The following is a 20,449-nucleotide window of genomic DNA, read 5'->3' as shown; positions in this document are numbered from 1 at the left end:
ACGCCGCCGCGGGAACTCACGTCCCCTGGAGGAACATTAAGGCGCATGAGGTACCTAGATGGTAATCCGGCACAAGAGGTTTCAAGATCAGACATAAGTCGCCCCAGCTGAAAACCTGCCTAATGGGAATTCCGACCACTCCCGATCACCTGGCGACTGTTTCCGACCGGTTCCGCACGCTGCCGCTCCGGGTGCGCCCCGCGCTCTTGATTGTCCGTTCGTCCGTGTGGGCATAGTGGGGGCGCAGTCACGGACGATCAGGGGGAGCCATGGCAGACGCACGCGGACGGACCGACGAGATCGAGGTCAACCTCGACATCCACCTGCCGCACTCGGCCCGCATGTACGACTTCTACCTGGGCGGCACCACCAACTTCCCCGCCGACCGGGAGGCCGCCGGCCGCGCCCTGGCCGTCTTCCCCTACGCCCGCTCGGCCGCCCGCGCCAACCGCGCCTTCATGCGCCGCACCACCCGCCGGCTCGCCGAGGCCGGCATCCGGCAGTTCCTCGACATCGGCACCGGCATCCCCACCTCCCCGAACCTGCACGAGGTCGCCCAGCAGGTCGTACCCGACGCGGCGGTGGTCTACGCCGACAACGACCCGATCGTCCTGCTGCACGCCCAGGCCCTGCTGCGCGGCACCGAACAGGGCGTCACCGCCTACGTCCAGGCCGACGTGCGCGAGCCCGAGGCGCTGCTGGAGGCCGCCGCCCGCACCCTCGACTTCGACCGGCCGATCGCGCTCAGCATGAACGCGCTGCTGCACTTCGTGCCGGACGAGGCCCACCGGATCACCGAGGGGCTCAAGGCCCGGCTGCCCCGCGGTTCCGCCCTGGTGATGAGCCACCTCACGCCGGACTTCGCCCCGGACGAGACCGCCCGGCTGATCCAGGTCTACACCGCCGCCGGGACCCCCGTCGCGGCCTGCACCAGCGAGGAGTTCGGCCGCTTCTTCACCGGCTGGGACGTCCTCGCCCCCGGCATCGTCGCCACCCCGCGCTGGAACCCCTCCGCCGACGACGACACCGAGCACATCACCGACGCCGGCGCCTCCTGCTACGGGGCCGTCGCCATCCGCCCCTGAGGCCGACGCGGCGCGGCGAACCGGCGCCACCGGCGTGCCGCGACACCGTGGTGGCGCAGCAGCGTGGTGGCGCAGCAGCGCAGTGGCGCATCGCGCCGCCCGCGCCGGACCCGTCCGCGCCGAACCGGCCCGCCGCGCCCGTTCCGACCGACACCGCGTCGGCCGGGGCCGGGCCCCGGCGGGCCGGGTGCGTTCACCCCGCCGCGACGCTCCCCGCACGCCCGGTGTTCTCGGCGCGCTCCCCCGCCGCATCGGACGGCCAGGCCCGCATGGCCAGTTCGGCGATCCGCTCCAGGGTGGCGCGGTCGGCGCCGTCCCGGGCCTGGGTGGACATGCCCTGGATGACGGAGGCGTAGAAGGCCGCCAGGCCGTCCGCCTCCTCCCGGGCCCGGGGCGGGAGCAGGCCGGCCTCGACGTCGGCGACGATCTTGGCCGCGACGGCGCGCTTGGTGCTCTCGCGGCGGGCGCACAGCTCCTCGCGGACCTCCTGGGAGGCGTCGCTGGTGTTGGTCGCGCCGTCGACCACGAAGCAGCCCGGCGGGTGGGCGGGGTCGGTGTACCCGGTGGCGGCCAGCCCGAGCATGGTCTCGACGGCCTCCCGCGCGGTGGGCCGGGCGAGCGCCTGGGCGCCGTAGCTGCCGTGCGTCTCGGCGTAGCGCCCGACGGCCGCGCTGAACAGCTGCCGCTTGTCGCCGAAGGCCGCGTACAGGCTGGGCGGGCTGATGCCCATCGCCCTGGTGAGGCCGGACATCGAGGTCGCCTCGTAGCCGTGGCGCCAGAACTCCATCAGTGCCGCGTCGAGTGCGGCTTCCAGGTCGAAGCCCCGTGGGCGTCCCTTGGGTGTCATGGCGTTAATTCTATAGCGGTCGTTATAGATCGTGCTACGGTTCTTCTGTAGCGACCGCTATGGAATTCGGCGCCCTGCCGCGTCCGGAGGGGAACTCCCATGCCCGCACGCCCGATTGCCCCGCTCACCGCACCCACCCCGCTCGCTCCGCCGACCCCGCCGACCCCGCCGACCCCGCTGGCCCGCACCGTCGTGGGCTCCGGCCCCGGCCTGGTGCTCGCCCACGGCGCCGGGGGCAGCATCGAGGCCAACTACGGGCCGGTCCTGGGCGCGCTGGCCGCCCGGCACACCGTGGTCGGCGTCGACTGGCCCGGCACCGGCGGCTCCCCGCGCGCCGCCCGGCAGTTGGACGCCGACGAGCTGGCCGACCAGTTGGTCGCCGCGGCCGACGCCGAGGGGCTCGACCGCTTCGCCCTGGCCGGGTTCTCGCTCGGCGCCCCGGTCGCGGTCCGCGCCGCCGCCCGGCACCCGGAGCGGGTCAGCGCCCTGGTGCTGACCGCCGCCTTCGCCCACCGGGATGCCCCGCTGGAGCTCGCCGCCCGCCTATGGGCCGAGCTGTACGCCTCCGGCCGACACGATCTGCTCGCCGAGTTTCTGACGCTGGTCGCGTTCAGCACCGGGGCGCTGCGGTCCGCGGAGCCCGCCGCGCTGCGCGGGGCGATCACCGCGCTGGCCGCCACCCTCCCACCCGGCACCCCCGAGCACGTCGACCTGGTCCGCCGAATAGACGTCCGCAGCGATCTGGCCCTGGTCCGGGCGCCCACCCTGGTGATCACCACCACCGCCGACCCGCTGGTCTCGCTGCCTCTGCAACGCGAGCTGGTCGAACGGATACCCGGCGCCCGGGAGGCCGAACTGCCCACCGGCCACCTGCCGTTCGCCGAGCAGCCCGAGCGGTGGCAGGCCCTGATCACCGACTTCCTCGCCGAGCACGCCGCCACCGCCTGACCACGCCCGCCCCCCTGCCCCCTCCTGCCCCCTCCCCCCTTCGCACCTCTTCGCCTTCACCTTCGCCCCCCCAAGGAGCCCTGCCATGCGCGCCGTTTCCCAGTCCGCCGTCGGTGCCCCGTCCGTGCTGCACACGGTCGACCTGCCCCGTCCCGTCCCGCTGCCCACCGAAGTCCTGGTCCGGGTGCACGCCGCCGCCGTCAATCCGGTGGACGCGATGGTCCGGTCCGGTGCCTTCCCGCTGATGGGCGAGCCACCGTTCGTCCTCGGCTGGGACGTCTCGGGCGTGGTGGAGGAGGTGGTGCCCGGGGTGAACCGGTTCGAGGTCGGCGACGAGGTCTACGGGATGCCATTCTTCCCCCGCTTGGGCAACGGGTACGCCGAGTACGTGGCCGTCCCCGCCCGCCAGTTGGCCCGCAAGCCGGCCGGCCTCGACCACGTGCACGCCGCGGCGCTGCCGCTGGCCGGGCTGACGGCCTGGCAGGCGCTGGTCGACACCGCGCGGGTCGGGCCCGGGCAGCGGGTGCTGGTCCACGCGGGCGGCGGCGGGGTCGGCCACCTGGCGGTGCAGATCGCCAAGGCCCGTGGGGCGTACGTGGTCGCCACCGCCAGCGCGGGGAAGGCGGAGTTCGTCCGCGGGCTCGGCGCCGACGAGGTGGTCGACTACCGCAGCACCGACTTCGCCGAGGTCCTCTCCGACCTGGACGTCGTGCTGGACGGCGTCGGCGGCCAGGTCGGCCACCGCTCGATCGGGGTGCTGCGCCCCGGCGGCCTGCTGGTGACGCTGGTCGCCCGCACCGACGCCGCCCTGCGCGAGGAGACCGTCAGGGCCGGGCGGCGCTTCGCCGGCGTCACCGTGGAGCCCGACCACGTCGGCCTGGAGGCCTTGGCCGCCCTGGTCGAGGACGGCCTGCTCCGGCCGCACGTAGAGCACGCGCTCCCGCTGGAGGAGGCGGCGAAGGCCCACGAGCTGATCGAGCGCGGCGACACGCTGGGCAAGATCGTGCTGACGCTCTGAGCCGCGCCGACGACGGGCAGGTATCGGTGAGCAGCGGGCAGCGGGCAGCGGGTCCGGCGGCAGGCACCGGCCAGCGGGTCCGGTGGCGGGCCTCAGTCGGTGGTGGCGACCGCGGCCGCCCGTCCCGGCTCTCCCGCCTCGGTGAGGACGCGTTCGGCCAGTTCGCGCGCGGCGGCGACCGGGTCGGCGCCGGGGCGGGTGGCCGCGGCGGCCATCGCTCCGTCGATCAGCAGCAGCAGTTGACCGGCGGCGTGGTCGGGGCGGGGGTGTCCGAGGGCGCGGAGTTCGTCCGCCAGCAGCCCGGTGACCTGCTCGCGGTACTGGCGGGTGACCTGGTGGCCGGGGTGGTCGGGGTCGGTCAGGGCCAGGTCGGCGGCGAGGTAGCGGCAGCCGCGGAAGCCCGGCGCGGCGACGACGACGGCGAGCCGGTCGAAGACGGCGAGCAGGCGTTCGCGCGGGTCGTCACCGGCGGCGCGCAGGGTGCGCCGGTATTCGGCGGCGTCCTCGGCGGTGCTGCGGCGGAGCACTTCGGCGATCAGGCCGTCCTTCCCGCCGAAGTGCTCGTACAGCGAGCGGCGGGCCACGTTCGCCTCCTTGAGCAGGGCGTCCACGCCGATGCCCGTGCCGTGGCGGTACGTCAGTTCCTGGGCGGCGGCCAGCAGCCGTTCGCGCGGCCCGGGCCCGGCCGTCGCACGGGCACCCGTCCTGCCCGTCGCGGCCCGTGCGGTCGTCGCGCCCGCCACGTCCGCCGTGCTCGTCGTGTCCGCCGCGCCTGCTGTGCCCATGGAGTCAGCCTGCCAGGGGTTGACCGGTAGATCAACCGTTCTATACATTCACCCGCCAGTAGACCGATCATTCTATCCACCTGCTCCATCCACCCGTTCCACCCACCGGAAGGAACAACCCCATGCGCAGCTACCACGTCGACAGCGGTGCCGGGATCGACGGCCTGGCCGTCCGTGAGCACCCCGATCCGGCGCCCGGCCCCGGGCAGGCCCTGGTGGCCGTCCGCGCCGCGTCGTTGAGCTTCCGCGACCTGATGGTGCTGCGCGGCGACTACCTGCTGCCCGTGAAGCCGGACGTGGTGCCGGTCGCCGACGGGGCGGGCCTGGTGGTCGCGGTCGGGTCCGGCGTCACGGCGGTGCGGGTCGGCGACCGAGTGGCGGGGAACGTGTTCCCGAGCTGGCGGGAGGGGCCGTTCGACCTCCAGCACCTGGCGCAGCTCGGCGGTTCGCTGGACGGGATGCTCACCGAACTGGCCCTGCTGGACGCCGACTCCCTGGTGCCGGTGCCCGCGCACCTGTCCTTCGCCGAGGCGGCGACGCTGCCCTGCGCGGCGGTCACCGCGTGGAACGCGCTGACCGGGGACGGCGAGGGCCTGCGCGCGGGGCAGACCCTGCTGACGCTGGGCTCGGGCGGCGTCTCGCTGTTCGCGCTGCAGTTCGGCAAGGCGCTCGGGGCGCGGGTGATCGCCACCACCAGCAGCCCGGACAAGGCCCGCCGACTGCTGGAGCTGGGGGCGGACGAGGTGGTCGACTACCGGGCCGTCCCCGACTGGGCGGGCCGGGTCCGCGAGTTGACGGACGGTCGGGGGGCGGACCGGGTGGTCGACGTGGCGGGCGGGCTGGAGCAGTCGCTGCGCGCGGTGCGGGTCGCGGGCCACGTCGCCTGCGTCGGCTTCGTCGCGGAGAGCGCCCCACCGCTGGACCCGCGGGCGCTGTTCCGCTCCGGCGCCACCGTGCGGGCCGTGGCCGTCGGCAGCCGGGCGCAGTTCCTGGAGGTGAACGCCCTGGTCGAGCGGCACCGGATCCGACCGCTGCTCGACCGCTCCTTCCCGTTCGACCGGGCCGTCGAAGCCTTCCGGCACTACGCGTCGGGGGCGGCGTTCGGCAAGGTGACCATCGACGTCCCGGCCTGAGCACGCCCCGCGCCCGGCGTTCCCCTCCCCGGCGCCCGGCGTTCCCCTCCCCCGCGCCCGGTGCTCCGTGCCCGGTGCCCGGCCGCCCCCGAGGGGGCTGTGGGGCGCAGTCGGGGCCGCTGTAGCGTGCCGGTCATGGTGAACGGCACGGCGGTGGACGGCACGGCGGCGCGGGCGGAGCGGACGGCGGCACCCGGCGCGGCGGCCGTGGTCCTGGCGGCGGCGGCGGCCGGCGGGTGGGGCTTCGGCGCGGCGGCGGACGGGGCGCCGTGGGCGGAGGGGCTGCGCGAGGCGCTGCGCGGCGGCGGGCTGGTGGTGTTCGCCGGGTACGGGGCCGCGGTGCTGGCGGGGAGCCTGCTGCGGACGGCGACGCCGAAGTACCGTGCCCGGTCGGTGGGTGCGGTGTGGGCGGGGGCGGTACTGGCGCTGCTGTTCGGCGCGCTGGTGGCCCTGCTGGCCTGGCCGGTCGCCGGGATCGCTCCCGTCTCGGGCCACGATCCGGCCTCGAACCGCGATCCGGGCTTCCTCTACCCGCTGTGGCTGGCCTCCACCCTGCTCGCGCCCGCGCTGGCCACGGCGGGCGTGCGGATGGGTCTGCCGCTGGCCCCGCAGCGCGCGTCCGCGCCGGACGCCGCCGCGCCCGACGGCTCGGAACCCGGCGCCGCCGCACCCGCGCTCGCCCCCACACCCACACCCGCACCCGAACCCGGCACCGCGTCGTCGCGGCCGTGGCTGCCCGCCGAGGGCACCGTGCGGCGCGGCGTGCTGCGCGGGATGGCCTGGGGTGCGCCCGTGCTCGTGCTGCTGCTGGTGGTTTCGGCGCTCTGATCGGGGCCACGGGCTACGGGCCCGCGGGCCACGGCGGTCGGCCGGGCCCGGTCAGTCGGTGGTGGGTGCGGTCAGGTCGAGGGTGAAGCTGAACCTGTCGCCCCGGTAGAGGGTGCGGACGAGTTCCAGCGGGCGGCCGTCGGCGTCCCGGCTGCGGCGGTGCAACAGCAGCATCGGCAGGGCGGGCGGGGTGCCGATCAGCAGGGCCTCGCGCGGGGTGGCGAGCACCGTCTCGATCCGCTCCTCGGCTCCGGCGAGGTGGACGCCGCGTCCGCGCAGGTAGCCGTAGAGCGAGCCGGCCGGGTCGAACTCGCCCGCCAGTTCCGGGACGCGGGCCACCGGCAGGTAGGTGGACTCCAGGCCGACGCGTTCCTCGTCGGCGCGCAGCACCCGTTCGAGGTGCCAGAGCGGTTCGCCGGGCGGGACGGCGAGGCGGTCGGCCAGGGCGGGGTCGGCGGGCTGCCGGTCCAGGGCGATCAGGGTGCGGCCGGGGCGCAGGCCCTGGCGGGTGACGCCCTCGGTGTAGCTGGCCAGCGACAGCGGCTGTTCGATCTTGGCTCCGGCCACCACCGTCCCGCGCCCCTGGCGGCGCAGTCGGCCTTCGACCAGCAGCTCGCGCAGGGCCTGGCGGACGGTGGCCCGGGCGACGCCGTACCGCTCGGCCAGGTCGGCCTCGGTGGGGAGCCGCCCGCCCGGCCCCAACGCGTCGATCAGCTCCTGGACCTCGGCCTTGACCAGGTAGTACTTGGGCACCCGCCCGTGCTCGGGGACGCCGGACCGGGCGGGGGCGAGGGGCGTGCGGGGGGTGCCGTGGTTCACCGGCCCAGGGTATCGAGCGCGCCGCCGCCCCCTCGTCCGGGTGCCTGCCGGACAGCACCCCCGGCCAGATGGGACGCCAACGAAGCATCACGGAACAGTAACGTGTCTGGACTGAATTTTGACGCTTGTTCATACAAGCGTGGATTCGGCGCGGGCTCGCGCTCGCCCGCCCGGCCCATCCTCGGTTGCCGGTGCAACCGCACCGTCTCGCTTTCCCGTTGGGAGCCCCCGTGCGCAACTCCCGTTCCACCATGGCCCTCTCCCTCTCCGCCGCGGCCGTCGTCGCGGCCGCGCTGGTACCGCTGGGTGGCTCGTCCGCGGTGGCCGCCACCGGCGCGTACAACGGCCTGCCGAACGGCAGCAAGCAGGCCAAGACGCTGGTGATCGGCATCGACGGCACCCGGTACGACAAGATCGCGGCGGCGGACGCGCCGAACCTGAAGGCGCTGATCGCCTCCGGCACCACGGCGACCTCCAACCTGTACGCCAACCCGCTGGCGCCGACGCTCTCCGGGCCGGGCTGGTCGACCATCGCCACCGGCGTGTGGCCGGACAAGCACAAGGTGCTGGACAACAACTTCACCGGTTCGCGCTTCGACCTGTACCCGGACTACGCGAGCCGGCTGGAGGCCGCCGATCCGGCCAACTCGACGCTGGTGATCGGCTCCTGGAACCCGATCACCGCCAACGTCTTCAACGGCACCGCCGACCTGCGGATCCCGGAGAGCGAGAACGACGCGAAGACCGCCTCGGACGCCGCCGACTACCTGGCGCACGGCAACCCGGACTCGGTGTTCCTGCACTTCGACGAGGTGGACGAGGCCGGGCACTCGTACGGCGGCGCGTCCAGCCAGTACCTGGCGGCGATCCACGGCGCGGACACCCTGCTCGGAAAGGTGCTGACCGCGCTCAAGTCCCGGGCCACCTACGCCTCGGAGGACTGGCTGATCGTGGTCACCACCGACCACGGCCACACCGACGCGGGCGGCCACGGCGGCAACAGCGCCAACGAGCGGCAGACCTGGATGGTGCTCGACGGCCGCGGCTACCAGGCCGGGGCGCGCCGCTACGACGTGAAGCCGGTGGACATCGCGCCGACCGTCCTCAAGCACCAGGGCGCGCCGATCGACCCGGCCTGGGGCCTGGACGGCAGGCCGGTCGACGAGATCGTGCCGGACGAGTTCGACGCGCTGCGGCCGAGCCTGCAGACCCGGGTGGACGAGACCGGCATCGGCTCCACCGTCAAGGGCTTCACCCACACCCCGCCGGCCGGCTGGTCGATCGACAACTCGCGGATGCCCACCGGCGGCGTGACCGAGTGGCGCGGCTGGGCGTTCGCCACCGACGAGTTCTGGACGGCGGCGCAGCTGGGCCAGAGCCGGGAGACCAACGTCCGGGCCCGCAACGTGTTCGCGGTCGCGGACTCCGACGAGTGGGACGACAAGTCGCACGGCACCGGCCAGTTCGACTCGACGCTGGTCAGCCCGGCGTACCCGGTGGCGGGCCGCACGCACGGCACGCTGTCCTTCGCCACCGACTACAAGGTGGACGGCCCGCAGACCGGCGACGTGTACGTGTCGTTCGACGGCGGCGCCGCGCAGCTGGTGAAGTCCTACCGGGCCGACCTGAACACGGTGGAGCACCTGGACGTCACCGTCCCGGCGGGGGCGTCGACGGCCCGGTTCCAGTTCCGCTACACGGGCACCAACTCGGCGTTCTGGACGGTCGACCAGGTCGTCTTCGGCTGAACCGGCCCCCTGGTCCGGGCGGGCGACCCCGCCCGCCCGGCACCGTTCAGCGGGTCTTGAGCACCACGCCGACGGCGAAGGCGATCTGCTCGTCCGTCAGGTCGGCCCGGGCGGTCAGCCGCAGGCGCGGAACGCCGTCGGGGACGGACGGGGGCCGGAAGCAGCCGACGGCCAGGCCCTCGTCCCGGCAGGCGGCGGCCCAGCGCACGGCGTGCTCGGGGTCGTCGGCGCGGACGGAGACCACGGCGCCGTCGGGGGCGGAGGCGTCCAGACCGGATTCGCCGAGCCGGTCGGCGAGTTCGCGGGCCACCCGCAGGGCGTCGGCGGCCCGGCCGGGTTCGGCGCGCAGCAGGCGCAGCGCGCCGAGGGCGGCGCCGACCGCGGCGGGGGCGAGGCCGGTGTCGAAGATGAAGGTGCGGGCGGCGGAGACCAGGTGGCGGATCACCCGTTCGGGGCCGAGGACGACGCCGCCCTGCGAGCCGAGCGACTTGGAGAGCGTCGCGGTGGCGACCACGTCGGGCTGTCCGGCGATGCCGGCCGCGGCGCCCGCGCCCGCGCCGCCGGGGCCGAGCACGCCCAGGCCGTGCGCGTCGTCGATGACCAGCGCGGCGCCGTGCCGGCGGGCGGCGGCGAGGTGCGCGGCGAGCGGGGCGGCGTTGCCGTCGACCGAGAACACCGAGTCGGTGACCACCAGGGCACGGGGTTCGGCGCGGGCGGCGAGGGCCTCCCGCACCGAGGCGGGGTCGCAGTGCGCGGCGCGGGCGACCCGGCCCCGGGCGAGGCGGCAGCCGTCGATCAGCGAGGCGTGGTTGTGGGCGTCGGAGACGATCAGGGTGTCCGGTCCGGCGAGGGCGGTGAGCACGGCGAGGTTGGCGGTGTAGCCGGAGGAGAACACCAGGGCGGCCTGGTAGCCGCAGAACTCGGCGAGTTCGCGCTCCAGCGCGGTGTGCGCCTCGGTGGTGCCGGTGACCAGCCGGGAGCTGGTCGCGCCGCCGCCCCAGCGGAGGGCGGCCTCGGCGGCGGCCGCGGTGACGGCCGGGTGCCTGGTCAGCCCGAGGTAGTCATTGGAGGCCAGGTCGAGCACCGGGTCGGCGGCCGGGCGGCTGCGCAGCCGCCTGGTCAGCCCGGCGGCGTCCCGGACGGCCGCGGCCTCGTCCAGCCAGTCGAACACCCGCTCCGGTGCCGTGTTCTCTTCTCCGACCTGCGCCTCTGCCACCATGTCCGGCACTCTGTCACCCGGTCGGCGGCCGGGGCAACGCGCACCTCCCCGATGTGCGGCGTCCCACACCGGGGGCGGCGTCCCCTGCTCCCCCGCTGCTCTCTCCCCCGCTCGTGCCACCGCTCCTCCCGGGCGAAAACCGCTCGCCCGCGCCGGGGACGGGGCGGCACGCTCCCCGGGTGGACACCTCCCCGCTGACGGCCGCTGTCGCGCGCGGCGACGAGTACCTGTTCCTCACCCTGCTCGCCGAGGTGCCCGACGCGGAGCTGTCCGGCCCGGCCGGGACGGCCCTGTTGGAGACCGCGGCCCGGGCCGGCCGGGTGGCGTCGACGGGTGAGCTGGTCGCCCTGCGGGGCGTGGACGCCCTCCTCCCGTGGGCGGGCGGCGTCGACCCGGTCGAGTGGGCGGTGCGGCAGGGCCGGGTGGACCTGCTCCGGGAGCTGCTGCACGGGATCGAGGACCCGGCGGCCCCGCACTCCCCGCACCGCCGCGCGCTGCGGATCGCCGAGGCCGCGAGGTGCTGATGGCCCGCGCCCTGGTGCACGCCGCACCGGGCAGCGGGGACTGGGACGAATCGGTGACCGCCCTGGCCGCGCACGGCTGGACCGGCGACGGCCCGGGCCGTCGCGGACGGGGAGCCGCGGGGCGTCCGGCACCGGCTGGGGAGGAACGCCCCTCCCCAGCCGGGGTGACGCGGGGTCAGTTGCGGTAGCGGAACAGGATGCGGCCCCTGGTCAGGTCGTACGGGCTGAGTTCGACCAGGACGCGGTCGAACGGGAGGATCTTGATGTAGTTCTTGCGGATCTTTCCGCTGATGTGGGCGAGCACGTGGTGGCCGTTCTGCAGTTCCACCTTGAAGGTGGCGTTGCGCAGGCACTCGAGGACGGTGCCCTCCAGTTCCAGGCCTTTTGCTACGCGTGGCAAGGGATCTCGATTCTCTGGTGGGAAAACGGGGGGGCTGTCGGGGGCCCCGACAGGAGTGTCCGTCAGGGGTGGACCAAGTGCAGGAGGTGACCGGTCCGTTCGGCCCCGAAGCCCTCCAGGAGGGTGACGGCGGCGGTGCGGGACTGGTCGACCTCGGCCCGGGCGGTGGTGGTGCCGCTCTCGTGCAGGGCGCGCAGGGCGTGGGCGAGCAGGGAGCGGCCGAGGCCGTGCCGCTGGTGGGCGGCGCGGACCGCGAGCAGGCCGATCCGGGCGGGGCCGCGGCCGCGGGGGCGGACCACCCGGACCAGGCCCGCGTACCGGCCTTCGTGGACGGCGACGGCGTACAGGGAGGGGTCGATGAGAGTGTCCCCCGGCGGGCAGGGTCGAACCTCGGCGGGCATGGTGTGCCAGCCGGAGCCGGCCTCGACCTCGGCGCGGATCTCCCGGTCCAGCAGGCGGAGTTCGGCCTCGTCGGCGGTTCCGGCGGGCAGGACGGTGACGCCCGGGGCGGGCTCGGGGAGGTCGGCGGCGGTGGACAGGAGGTACTCCCACTCCCGCCGTTCGGGGACGAACCCGGCCCGCTCCCAGTGCGCGAGCGGGCCCGTGTCGTCCCCGGCGAGCAGGGTGCGGAGCGGGGTGGGCAGGGCGGCGAGCATCGCGGTGGCCAGCGGCGCGAAGGCCGCGTCGTCCCACACGTCGATGCTGACGAACCGTCGGCCGTCGGGGCGGGCGGAGACATCGCCCCGGCCGACGACGACGTCATCGGCGAGGGCCTGCCATTGGGTCTCGTCGACCCGGGTGATCTGCACGGTGTTCATGGCTTTCGCCTCTCAGGAGTGCTTGCGTTCTCACGCGGGCGCTCCCGACGACACCTGTGTCAGTCGTTACACCGTGGGGGAAGGGGGGAGCACCCACCTCGATCCAGCTCTCATCGGGAACTCACCTCCTCGCTTCCGGTCACGGCGATCCGAACAGTAGCAACCCCTCGCCGCCCGGCCAACCCATTTGTTCTCCGGCCCGCTCAGGGGCGGGCCGGGGGCGGGTCGGGGGCCGGTCACCCGACCTCGACGGTCCGGGTGGAGGTGGCGCCGTCCGGCCCGGTGAGGGTGACGGGGCCGAAGGTGATGATCGTGTGCGAGCGGTCGCCCGGGCCCCGGTAGAACCCGGCGGCCCGGGTGACCCGGACGGCGAGGGCGGCCAGGGCGGCGGCGGCACCGGCGTCGGCGTCCAGCGTCGGGGTGGTGAGCGCCGCGTGCCCCCGCGCCCCGGCCCAGTCGCGGACGGCCCGGGCGTCCCGGCTCAGCCCGGGCAGGATGCTCCCGTTCGCCCAGGACCACATCCAGCTCTCCCCCCGCGGGCTCCAGGTCGCCAGGATCTGCGCGGCCGCGACGGCCGTCCGGTCCGGGAACGTCCAGGTGATCAGCCCGGTCCGCTGGTCCAGCCCCCACCGGTCGGCCGTCCCCAGCCCCCACTGCACGTGCGCCTCGGCGAGCCGGTCGATCCGCTCGAACCCCTCCGCCACCAGCGCCTCCAGCTCGGCCCCGGCACCCCCGTCCGACTCTTCCACCACGTCGATCCGCATGCGGCGCAGTCTCCCACGCCCCGCGTCCGTGCCCCGCATCCCGCATCCCGCATCCCGCATCCCGCATCCCGCATCCCGCATCCCGGGCTAGGCGACGGACAGCCACAGGGCCGCGGCCGCGGCGGCGAGCAGGACGAGGTTGAGGCCGATGCGGCGGTCGCCGCCGGTGAGGTGGACCGGGACGGCGCCGACCTGCAGGAGCAGGAGGCCGGTGGCCGCGGCCGGGGCGGGCCAGGCGAGGAGGGCGGTGGGCACCAGCAGGCCGACGGCGCCGAGCAGTTCGAGGCCGCCCAGGGTGCGCAGGGCGGGCAGCGGGACGCGGTCGACCCAGGCCATCATCGGGCGGAGCCGGTCGGGGCTGCGGAGCACTTTCAGCGCGCCCCCGTAGAGGTAGAGGAGGGCGAGCGGACCGGCGACGATCCAGTAGGCGATTCTCATGGCTCCCGTGGTTCCCGTCCGTGGGCGTCGGTGGCGCGGGCCCGGATCGGCCGCGTCCCGACGAGTCCACCGCCGGGGCCGGTCGGCTGTCCAAGACCCGTTCCGGGCCGCCGATACCGACTGGGTATCGTCGCAGCGTGGAGCTACGGACACTGCGGTACTTCGTGGCGGTCGCCGAGGAACTGCACTTCGGCCGGGCCGCCCGCAGCCTGCACATCAGCCAGCCGCCGCTGAGCCGGGCGGTCCGGCAGCTGGAGGCCGACCTCGGCGCCGCGCTGCTGGTCCGCTCGCCGGCCGGTGTCGCGCTCACCCCGGCGGGCGCGGTGCTGCTGGAGGAGGCGCGGGCGCTGCTCGCCGGGGCCGAGCGGGCCCGGCTGCGGGTGGGTGCGGCGGCCGGGAGCGCGGGCATCACCGTCGGCATCCTGGGCGACGGCACCGACCCCGGCGTGTTCCGGTCGGCGGCCGCCTTCCGCCGCGACCGTCCGGACGTCGACGTCCGGGTGCGGGAGACCGACCTGACCGACCCGACCTGCGGGCTGCGCGCCGGGCTGGTGGACGTCGCGCTCACCCGGGCGCCGTTCGACGGGACCGGCCTGGAGGTGCGCGTGCTGCGGGCCGATCCGGTGGGGGCGGTGGTGCGCGCGGACGATCCGCTGGCCCGCCGCGAGCGGCTGCGGCTGGCCGAGCTGGCCGACCGGCGCTGGTTCAGGTTCCCGCCGGGTACCGACCCGCTCTGGCAGGCGTACTGGCACGGCGGCGTCCCGCGGGCCGGTGGTGCGCGGCGTCCAGGAGTGCCTGCAGTCGGTCCTGTGGAACGGCACGGTCGGTCTGGCGCCGCTCGGGCACGAGCTGCCCGCCGAGCTGGCGGTGGTGCCGCTGGTCGACCTGGAGCCGAGCCGGGTGGTGGTGGCGTGGGACGCGGGCCGCGGCGACCCGCTGGTCCGCGCCTTCGTCGAGACGGCGACGGCCGCGTACCGCGCCTGAGCCCCGGCGCGTGACGCCGGGCCGCCGGCGCCCGCCCCCCGTCACGCGGAGCCCGGCCGCCGGTGCTCACTGCCGGGCGCCGCGCAGGCGGGCGAGGCCGGTGTCCAGGGCGGCCTCCAGGTGGGTGGTGGCCCCCGTGGCCATCAGGATCAGCACGCCGCCCTGGAGCCCGGCCAGCAGTGCGGCGGCCTCCCGGTCGGCGTCCAGGCCGGGGGCGGTCTCGCCGTCGGCCTGCAGGTGGCGGATGCCCGCGGCGAGCTGGCCCTGCCACCGGGTGAGCAGTTCGCAGGTCACCGCCCGGGTGGCGTCGGTGGCCCCGCCGAGCTGGGCGAGCGCCGTGTGCAGCGGGCAGTTGACGCCCTGGGCGCGGTAGCGGGCGAGGACCTTGTCGCGCCACCGCCGCCAGGCCTCCCAGGAGGTGAGGGAGCCCAGTTCGGGCTGCTGGTCCTCGATCACCCGGTCCGCCTCGTGCCGGGCCACGGCGAGCAGCAGGTCGTCCTTCCCGCCGGGGAAGTAGTGGAAGAGCTGGCTCTTGCTGGTCGCGGTGCGGGCCATCACGTCCTCCAGCCGCACCGCGAACACCCCGTGCTCGCGGATCTGTTCGGCGGCGCCCTCGACGATGCGCCGCCGGGTGGCGGCGCCCTTGCTGGTCAGCGGCACGGTTCTCCTCCAACGGGGACGGCGGAACGGCGGAACGGCAGAACGGCGGGACGGTCAGGGCAGCAGGACCAGCTTGCCGGTGGTGCGGCGCGATTCCAGGTCGGCGTGCGCGCGGGCGGCCTCGGCGAGCGGGTACCGGCCGGTGACCTGCTGGACCAGCCGCCCGTCCAGGACCAGGTCGAACACCTCGGCGGAGCGCCGCAGCAGGGCCTCGCGGGTGGCGACGTGGTGGTGCACGACCGGGTAGCTGAGCAGGATGCTGTTGGGCAGGTCGGTGGGCCGCAGCGTCGGGACGCCCATGAACGGGCCGTAGTAGGCGTGCACGCCGTGCGGGCGCAGCGACAGCTGGGAGGAGCGGAAGGTGTCCGCGCCGCCGCCGTCGTAGACCACGTCCGCCCCGCGCCCGCCGGTGAGTTCCCGGATGCGCTCCTCGAACCCGGCCCCGGAGTGCACCAGGACGTGGTCGGCCCCGGCCTCCCGCGCCGCGGCCGTCTTCTCCTCCCGGGAGACCAGGCCGATCACGCTGCCGCCGCGGGCCTTCACCAGCTGGGTGAGCAGCCGGCCCACCCCGCCGGCCGCCGCGTGCACCACGGCGGTGCTGCCCGGGGCGACGGGGTACGTCTCGGTGGTCAGGTGGTTGGCGGTCAGCGCCTGCATCAGCAGGCCGCCCGCGACCTCGTCCGGCACCCCGTCGGGCACCTTGACCAGCGCGTCCGCCGGGACGGCCAGCAGTTCGGCGTAGCTGCCCGGGTGGTAGAACCAGGCCACCCGGTCCCCGACGGCCAGGCCGGTGACGCCCGCGCCGAGCCCGGTGACGTACCCCATCCCCTCGGCACCCAGCACGGTCGGCGCCGCCCAGCCCGGGCCGCCCGAGGTGCGTGCGCCGACGTCCATGTAGTTGACCCCGGCCGCACCCAGCCGCACCAGCGCCTCCCCGGGCCCCGGTACGGGGTCGGGCAGTTCGGTCCAGCGCATGGTCTCGGGGCCGCCGTGCTCCTCGATCCTGATCGCGTGCATGGGACAGCCTTCCCGCTCGTTCCTGCTCGTCACCGTTCGAACCCGGTTCCGTCCGGGTACGTCCAGCACGCTAGGCCGCAGAAAATGGACCAGCAAGTCCAGAAAAGCCCGCTCAGCTGCGGACGGCGGGCACCGCTTGCCCCGCCCCCCGGCCTGCTCGGCGTCCTGCGCGCGGAGGAACGTCCGGCCCGCCGGGTGCAGGGTGGTGTGACCGTGGCACGGGCCCGGACGGCCGGTGGGCCCGGCGCTCCACAGCAGGTAACCGCCCCAGACCGTGACCGGCGGCTCGCTCGGGGCGCCCGGGGCTCCTCCGGGCAGTGGCCGAGCACCGCGCCGACGACTCCCGCAGCGCCCGGACGGTCTCGACCGCCTCCGCCTCGCTCCCCACAGCGCCCGCCGGGCGGAGCAACCCCGCCACCGCACTCCGGTAATGGGTCGGAGCGTCCTCAGGCGCAGGCGGCGGAGATGGCGGCCGTGCCCTCCTGCTCCACCTGCTCGGCCAGGGCGGTGGCGGCCCGGATCATCGCCTGCTCGTCCCGGCCGCGCCGCACGGCGATCGGCTTGCCGGCTGCTCCGACGGCGGCGACGACGGCCCAGCGCGGGGTGCGCCGGAGCTCCAGCAGGAGCCAGCACGCGACCCGGTAGAGGCCGAACAGCAGCATGAGCGGGATGGCGAAGAGGATGCCCTCCCCGCCCGCGGCGAAGTTCGTGGACAGCTTCGGCTCGAAGGCTCTGGCGACGCTGTGGGGACGGCCCAGCCAGACCACCGCGATCCGGACGGGTTCGCCGTCCGGCCCGGTGACCTGGGAGAACTCGCCGATTCCGCCGCGCTGCCCGTCCGCCCAGGACTCCCGCTCCGCCTTCCGGGCCTCGGCCCGCTGGCGTTCGCGCTCCACTTCGTCCCGGGCCTGGATCCGCTTCTCCAGCGCCTCGGTCCACTCCCGCTCCCGCCGCAACCGCTCTTCGCGCGCGGCGCGCGTCTCCCCCGTGCCCACCATGTCATCAGATTACCCACCGCGGCGACCTTCCGCTCCTGGCTGCCGGGTTCCGTCCGGGGGGTGTATCCAGCACCACCGAAAAGACGGTGGAGGGCTTCAGAGACAGGGCTTTCCCGATCGGCGAACCTTGGGATCGACGATGCCGCACCGGTCCGACCACCGGTTCAGCCGGTCGACATGACGCTACGTCACGTCAGGAAGTGGAGGAGCCGATGATGGACGTTCGCTCGATGCTCGGCAGGCCCGGGGCCCGGGGGCCGGCCGACAGGCTCTCACGCGCCGGTCGGGTAGCGGATCTCCGCGACGTCCTCGGCCAGGTCGGCGAGGTCCAGCTCCGGATTCAGCGCGCGCACGACCTCCCGGGTGAGCGGCCGCAGGGCGTACACGTGGCGGACGGCGTCGAGGTCGACCTCCGTCTCGTAGTACTCCTCGGCGAAGCCCCGGTACGCCTCGGGGGCGCCGTCCAGCAGCAGGGCGAACAGCCGGACGGCGCCGCCGTCCTCCTCGCCGCCGTCCTCGTCACCGCCGTCCGGCGGGAGTTCGGGGGCGCCCGTCCGCCAGGCGGTGTCGGCCGCCTCGCGCCAGAAGCACACCGTGGCCTCCAACCGCCCGTCCCCGTCGGAGAACGCGGGCTCCTCGACCTGCGCCCGGAAGGCCTCCGGCACCCCGTCGAGCAGCCCGGGCCACGGCCCCGGCACGCCCCGCCCGGCCGGGCTCAGCGGGGACTCGTGGTCGAATCCGCGGGCGAAGGCGCCCGCCGCCGTGAAGACGATCGAGTACGCGTTCCCGCAGCCGTCCCGCATCGAGGCCATCACCTCCCCCGGCGCCCACCCGGAGTCGCAGGAGTAGTACCGGTCGGCCCAGATCGGGCTCAGGACGGCGTCGAGCATCGCCAGGGCCCGGCAGCGCTCCAGGACGACCGGCATTCCGGGCAGGCCGCTGATCAGTTCGGTCAGACGCATCCGCCCATTCGAACACCCCGCGCGGACAGCGCCGGCCACGGTGCCCACCGCCTCCGGACGGCGGCCCGGAGGCGGTTCCGCGGCACCGGTCCGGCCCCCGGCCCGGCTGGTAGATTCCCGGACAGACCGGCCCGCACGCCCCGTGTCCCGCCGCGGCGCGCCCCGGTCGGGAAGACCGGGGAGGCACTCTTGGCCGCAGCACGGATGCTCGCCGCGCGCTACCGACTGGACGAGCCGATCGGGCGCGGCGGCATGGGAGAGGTCTGGCACGGGTGGGACGTGGCGCTGGAGCGCCGGGTGGCCGTCAAACTGCTGCACCCCGATCCGTACCAGCCGCGCGGCACCGAGCTGTTCCTCAACGAGGCCCGGCTCGCGGCCCGTCTCACCCACTCCGGCATCGTCACCGTCCACGACCTCGGTCAAGAACCCGACGGGACGGCCTACCTGGTGATGGAGCTGCTCACCGGCACCGATCTGGCGGACCGGCTCCGGGCCCAGGGGCCGCCGCAGGTCGTCGAGGCGGTGGACTGGACGCTCCAACTCTGCGACGCGCTCGCGTTCGCGCACGCCGAGCGAGTGGTCCACCGGGACTTGAAGCCCGCCAACCTGTTCCTGGCCTGGAACGGCAAGCTGAAGATCCTCGACTTCGGCATCGCCAAGTACCGCGAGGGCCACTCCGCCTCGCACAGCCAGGTGATGGGCAGCGTGGCGTACATGCCGCCGGAGCGCTTCCACGGCCGCTCCGGTGACCACCGGAGCGACTTGTACGCGCTCGGCTGCGTCCTGTTCGAGTTCCTCACCGGCCGACCGCCGTTCGGCATCGGCAACCCCGTCCAACTGATGCTGCGCCACGTCTCCGAACCGGCCCGCCCACCCGGCCCCGAGGCGCCCCGCCCGCTCCCCCCGGAGCTCGACCGCCTGGTCCTCGACCTGCTCGCCAAGGAACCGGACGACCGCCCCCGGTCCGCCGCCGAGGTCATCGAGCGGATCCGCCACCTCCCCGCCGAGACCTCCGGGCTGACGCACCGGTGGGTGGAGGAGTCGGGCACCATTCGGCTGAGGCCGCTGGTCATCCCGCCGACCGCCGTGACCGTCCCACTGCCCGCACCGGCACCCGCACCAACCGCCCAGGCCACGACCCCTAGCCCGTCCCCGTCCCCGACCCCGACAGAGCAGGCGACCGCAACCGCGCCCGTCCCCGCACCAACGCTCCGGGCTGACACCACGGCGGCCACAGTCCCCGCCACGGCGGTGGCCACCGCCCCGCTCCCACCCCAACCCGAGGCCCAGCCCCAACCACACCCCCAGCCCCAACCCCACCAACCGGCGGACACCGTCCCGGGCCCCGGGCTGCACGCCGAGGAGTCGGTGTACGTCGACTGGATCCGCACCCTGCACGCCGTCGGCCAACTCCCGCCACCGGAACGGATGCTGGCTCGGTACGGTCGCGGCTACCAGTCCAACGCCTGGGCCGTCGCGGTGGCCCGGGCCTGGCCGGCCGCCGGTCTCGGCGCGCTGCTCGCCACCTACGAGAACGCCCGGCTGCCGCGTCTCGCCAACGAGATCGTCCGCAGCATCCCGGCCCATCGGGAGAGCTCCGAGATCCCGGCCGTCCTGGCCGGGCTGCGCGACGCCGGTCAGCACCTCCGGATCACCGTGCTGGCCGCCGCGATCGAGGCCGGTGGCGGCACCGTCCAGGAGCCGTCGGCCTCGGTCGCGCCAATCCGGCTCGCCCCGTCGGCCGTTCCCATCAGCGCGGCCAGAGCAGCGCTGTTCGCCCAGTTCGCCCACCGGGTGCGCGCCGTCGTGGCCCGCCGCTCGGCACCGGTGCCGGAGCGGCGGGGAGCGCCACCGTTCGCGGCGGTCGCCGGGGCGGTGGCCGCGGTCACCTGGGCGGGGTCGGCGGACGAGTCCTCGTTCCTCGACTGGATCCGCTCACAGCCCTCGGACGAGGGGCGGTTCCGCGCGGAGTGGCTGCCGACGCTGCACCAGGTCCAGCATCAGGGGATCTCCCCGGACGACCTGCTGTCGGCGGTCGCCCGGGCCTGGCCGGCTGCGGAGCTCGGCGCGGTGGTGAAGTCCTTCCACACCGCCGGACAGTTCCAGGTCGCCGATCGGCTGGTCTGCCTGGCCCCGGCGGCGCGGACTCCCCCGGAATTCCCTGCGCTGGCCGCCGGGTTCCGGCAGGCCGGTCAGCACGGCCGGCTGGAGGTCCTGCTGTGGGAGGCGGGCCAACTGCCCCAGGCGTTCGTCGCGTCGGTCGCCACCGCCCTCTTATCCGTCGGCGACTCCGACGCCGCCGGGGCGGTCCTGCGTCCCCGGCCGATGAACCTGGCGCAGCGTCGGAACCTGCTGCTCAACCGCGTCCCACTCCGCTGACCGCACCGCCCCGCACTCGCCCGCCCCGTCTCCCCCACCTCCCCCGTTCCACCCCACCGCACCCCGTCCCCATCA

General features: G+C 75.2%; 20 protein-coding genes and 1 pseudogene. 9 read left to right on the top strand and 12 right to left on the bottom strand.

Annotated features, from left to right (window positions below):
• Positions 1–269: 269 nt before the first annotated feature.
• A complete protein-coding gene (locus HUT16_RS34035; RefSeq protein WP_176191849.1) occupies positions 270–1,085 on the top strand; it encodes an SAM-dependent methyltransferase in 816 nt (271 codons plus the stop codon).
• 193 nt (positions 1,086–1,278) lie between these two features.
• Here the strand turns inward: HUT16_RS34035 and HUT16_RS34030 are convergent, their stop codons facing one another.
• Entirely contained in the window at positions 1,279–1,932 is a 654-nt protein-coding gene (locus HUT16_RS34030) for a TetR/AcrR family transcriptional regulator (RefSeq protein ID WP_176191848.1), read from the bottom strand.
• Positions 1,933–2,031: 99 nt separating this feature from the next.
• Between HUT16_RS34030 and HUT16_RS34025 the strand changes: the two genes are divergently transcribed.
• Positions 2,032–2,880: an alpha/beta fold hydrolase gene (locus tag HUT16_RS34025; protein WP_176191847.1), complete on the top strand. Its 849-nt coding sequence runs from the start codon at positions 2,032–2,034 to the stop codon at positions 2,878–2,880.
• Positions 2,881–2,965: 85 nt separating this feature from the next.
• Entirely contained in the window at positions 2,966–3,898 is a 933-nt protein-coding gene (locus tag HUT16_RS34020) for an NADP-dependent oxidoreductase (protein WP_176191846.1), read from the top strand.
• 92 nt (positions 3,899–3,990) lie between these two features.
• On the opposite strand, the gene HUT16_RS34015 is transcribed toward HUT16_RS34020, so the two are convergent.
• A complete protein-coding gene (locus tag HUT16_RS34015) occupies positions 3,991–4,683 on the bottom strand; it encodes a TetR/AcrR family transcriptional regulator (protein ID WP_176191845.1) in 693 nt (230 codons plus the stop codon).
• Between the two features lie 122 nt (positions 4,684–4,805).
• On the opposite strand from HUT16_RS34015, the gene HUT16_RS34010 reads away from it, so the two are divergent.
• A complete protein-coding gene (locus HUT16_RS34010) occupies positions 4,806–5,816 on the top strand; it encodes an NAD(P)-dependent alcohol dehydrogenase (protein WP_176191844.1) in 1,011 nt (336 codons plus the stop codon).
• 135 nt (positions 5,817–5,951) lie between these two features.
• Positions 5,952–6,644, top strand: a complete 693-nt coding sequence (locus HUT16_RS34005) for a hypothetical protein (RefSeq protein ID WP_176191843.1) — start codon at positions 5,952–5,954, stop codon at positions 6,642–6,644.
• Positions 6,645–6,695: 51 nt separating this feature from the next.
• Here the strand turns inward: HUT16_RS34005 and HUT16_RS34000 are convergent, their stop codons facing one another.
• The gene (locus tag HUT16_RS34000) at positions 6,696–7,463 is read right to left on the bottom strand and encodes a GntR family transcriptional regulator (RefSeq protein WP_176191842.1); all 768 of its coding nucleotides are present in this window, start codon (positions 7,461–7,463) and stop codon (positions 6,696–6,698) included.
• 230 nt (positions 7,464–7,693) lie between these two features.
• Between HUT16_RS34000 and HUT16_RS33995 the strand changes: the two genes are divergently transcribed.
• Positions 7,694–9,211 (top strand): alkaline phosphatase family protein, encoded by a 1,518-nt coding sequence (locus HUT16_RS33995; protein WP_368662722.1) that lies wholly within the window; start codon positions 7,694–7,696, stop codon positions 9,209–9,211.
• Between the two features lie 46 nt (positions 9,212–9,257).
• Here the strand turns inward: HUT16_RS33995 and HUT16_RS33990 are convergent, their stop codons facing one another.
• Positions 9,258–10,430, bottom strand: a complete 1,173-nt coding sequence (locus HUT16_RS33990; protein WP_176191841.1) for an 8-amino-7-oxononanoate synthase — start codon at positions 10,428–10,430, stop codon at positions 9,258–9,260.
• Between the two features lie 179 nt (positions 10,431–10,609).
• On the opposite strand from HUT16_RS33990, the gene HUT16_RS33985 reads away from it, so the two are divergent.
• Positions 10,610–10,954 carry a hypothetical protein gene (locus HUT16_RS33985; protein ID WP_176191840.1) on the top strand — a complete coding sequence of 115 codons (345 nt, stop codon included), beginning with the start codon at positions 10,610–10,612 and terminating at the stop codon, positions 10,952–10,954.
• A gap of 175 nt (positions 10,955–11,129) precedes the next feature.
• Here the strand turns inward: HUT16_RS33985 and infA are convergent, their stop codons facing one another.
• From infA to HUT16_RS33965, 4 genes are all read right to left on the bottom strand, one after another.
• A complete protein-coding gene (gene infA / locus HUT16_RS33980) occupies positions 11,130–11,354 on the bottom strand; it encodes a translation initiation factor IF-1 (RefSeq protein WP_030463886.1) in 225 nt (74 codons plus the stop codon).
• A gap of 62 nt (positions 11,355–11,416) precedes the next feature.
• Positions 11,417–12,172 (bottom strand): N-acetyltransferase, encoded by a 756-nt coding sequence (locus tag HUT16_RS33975; RefSeq protein WP_176191839.1) that lies wholly within the window; start codon positions 12,170–12,172, stop codon positions 11,417–11,419.
• A 236-nt stretch (positions 12,173–12,408) separates the two neighbouring features.
• On the bottom strand, positions 12,409–12,936 hold the full coding sequence (locus HUT16_RS33970) for a DUF6882 domain-containing protein (protein ID WP_176191838.1): 528 nt from the start codon (positions 12,934–12,936) through the stop codon (positions 12,409–12,411).
• Between the two features lie 87 nt (positions 12,937–13,023).
• Positions 13,024–13,374 carry a DoxX family protein gene (locus HUT16_RS33965; RefSeq protein ID WP_176191837.1) on the bottom strand — a complete coding sequence of 117 codons (351 nt, stop codon included), beginning with the start codon at positions 13,372–13,374 and terminating at the stop codon, positions 13,024–13,026.
• 137 nt (positions 13,375–13,511) lie between these two features.
• On the opposite strand from HUT16_RS33965, the pseudogene HUT16_RS33960 reads away from it, so the two are divergent.
• Positions 13,512–14,358: pseudogene (locus HUT16_RS33960) on the top strand (LysR family transcriptional regulator).
• 66 nt (positions 14,359–14,424) lie between these two features.
• Here the strand turns inward: HUT16_RS33960 and HUT16_RS33955 are convergent.
• From HUT16_RS33955 to HUT16_RS33940, 4 genes are all read right to left on the bottom strand, one after another.
• Positions 14,425–15,018 (bottom strand): TetR/AcrR family transcriptional regulator, encoded by a 594-nt coding sequence (locus HUT16_RS33955; RefSeq protein WP_176191836.1) that lies wholly within the window; start codon positions 15,016–15,018, stop codon positions 14,425–14,427.
• A 54-nt stretch (positions 15,019–15,072) separates the two neighbouring features.
• Positions 15,073–16,035 (bottom strand): quinone oxidoreductase, encoded by a 963-nt coding sequence (locus tag HUT16_RS33950; RefSeq protein ID WP_176191835.1) that lies wholly within the window; start codon positions 16,033–16,035, stop codon positions 15,073–15,075.
• 446 nt (positions 16,036–16,481) lie between these two features.
• A complete protein-coding gene (locus HUT16_RS33945) occupies positions 16,482–17,033 on the bottom strand; it encodes a hypothetical protein (protein WP_176191834.1) in 552 nt (183 codons plus the stop codon).
• 272 nt (positions 17,034–17,305) lie between these two features.
• On the bottom strand, positions 17,306–17,995 hold the full coding sequence (locus HUT16_RS33940; RefSeq protein ID WP_176191833.1) for a hypothetical protein: 690 nt from the start codon (positions 17,993–17,995) through the stop codon (positions 17,306–17,308).
• Between the two features lie 189 nt (positions 17,996–18,184).
• On the opposite strand from HUT16_RS33940, the gene HUT16_RS33935 reads away from it, so the two are divergent.
• The gene (locus tag HUT16_RS33935) at positions 18,185–20,374 is read left to right on the top strand and encodes a serine/threonine-protein kinase (RefSeq protein ID WP_176191832.1); all 2,190 of its coding nucleotides are present in this window, start codon (positions 18,185–18,187) and stop codon (positions 20,372–20,374) included.
• Positions 20,375–20,449: the final 75 nt, after the last annotated feature.

It is taken from the genome of Kitasatospora sp. NA04385 (assembly GCF_013364235.1).
In the GTDB taxonomy this organism is placed as follows: Bacteria; Actinomycetota; Actinomycetes; order Streptomycetales; family Streptomycetaceae; genus Kitasatospora.
The sequence above is the reverse complement of the archived record's forward strand: the minus strand, read 5'-3'. Positions and strand labels throughout refer to the sequence as shown.

Excerpts from the sequence above, each read along its gene's own strand:
- HUT16_RS34035 (WP_176191849.1), top strand. The coding sequence starts at position 270 with ATGGCAGACGCACGCGGACGGACCGACGAGATCGAGGTCAACCTCGAC.
- HUT16_RS34030 (WP_176191848.1), bottom strand. The coding sequence starts at position 1,932 with ATGACACCCAAGGGACGCCCACGGGGCTTCGACCTGGAAGCCGCACTC.
- HUT16_RS34025 (WP_176191847.1), top strand. The coding sequence starts at position 2,032 with ATGCCCGCACGCCCGATTGCCCCGCTCACCGCACCCACCCCGCTCGCT.
- HUT16_RS34020 (WP_176191846.1), top strand. The coding sequence starts at position 2,966 with ATGCGCGCCGTTTCCCAGTCCGCCGTCGGTGCCCCGTCCGTGCTGCAC.
- HUT16_RS34015 (WP_176191845.1), bottom strand. The coding sequence starts at position 4,683 with ATGGGCACAGCAGGCGCGGCGGACACGACGAGCACGGCGGACGTGGCG.
- HUT16_RS34010 (WP_176191844.1), top strand. The coding sequence starts at position 4,806 with ATGCGCAGCTACCACGTCGACAGCGGTGCCGGGATCGACGGCCTGGCC.
- HUT16_RS34005 (WP_176191843.1), top strand. The coding sequence starts at position 5,952 with ATGGTGAACGGCACGGCGGTGGACGGCACGGCGGCGCGGGCGGAGCGG.
- HUT16_RS33990 (WP_176191841.1), bottom strand. The coding sequence starts at position 10,430 with ATGGTGGCAGAGGCGCAGGTCGGAGAAGAGAACACGGCACCGGAGCGG.
- HUT16_RS33975 (WP_176191839.1), bottom strand. The coding sequence starts at position 12,172 with ATGAACACCGTGCAGATCACCCGGGTCGACGAGACCCAATGGCAGGCC.
- HUT16_RS33970 (WP_176191838.1), bottom strand. The coding sequence starts at position 12,936 with ATGCGGATCGACGTGGTGGAAGAGTCGGACGGGGGTGCCGGGGCCGAG.
- HUT16_RS33965 (WP_176191837.1), bottom strand. The coding sequence starts at position 13,374 with ATGAGAATCGCCTACTGGATCGTCGCCGGTCCGCTCGCCCTCCTCTAC.
- HUT16_RS33950 (WP_176191835.1), bottom strand. The coding sequence starts at position 16,035 with ATGCACGCGATCAGGATCGAGGAGCACGGCGGCCCCGAGACCATGCGC.
- HUT16_RS33945 (WP_176191834.1), bottom strand. The coding sequence starts at position 17,033 with ATGGTGGGCACGGGGGAGACGCGCGCCGCGCGCGAAGAGCGGTTGCGG.
- HUT16_RS33940 (WP_176191833.1), bottom strand. The coding sequence starts at position 17,995 with ATGCGTCTGACCGAACTGATCAGCGGCCTGCCCGGAATGCCGGTCGTC.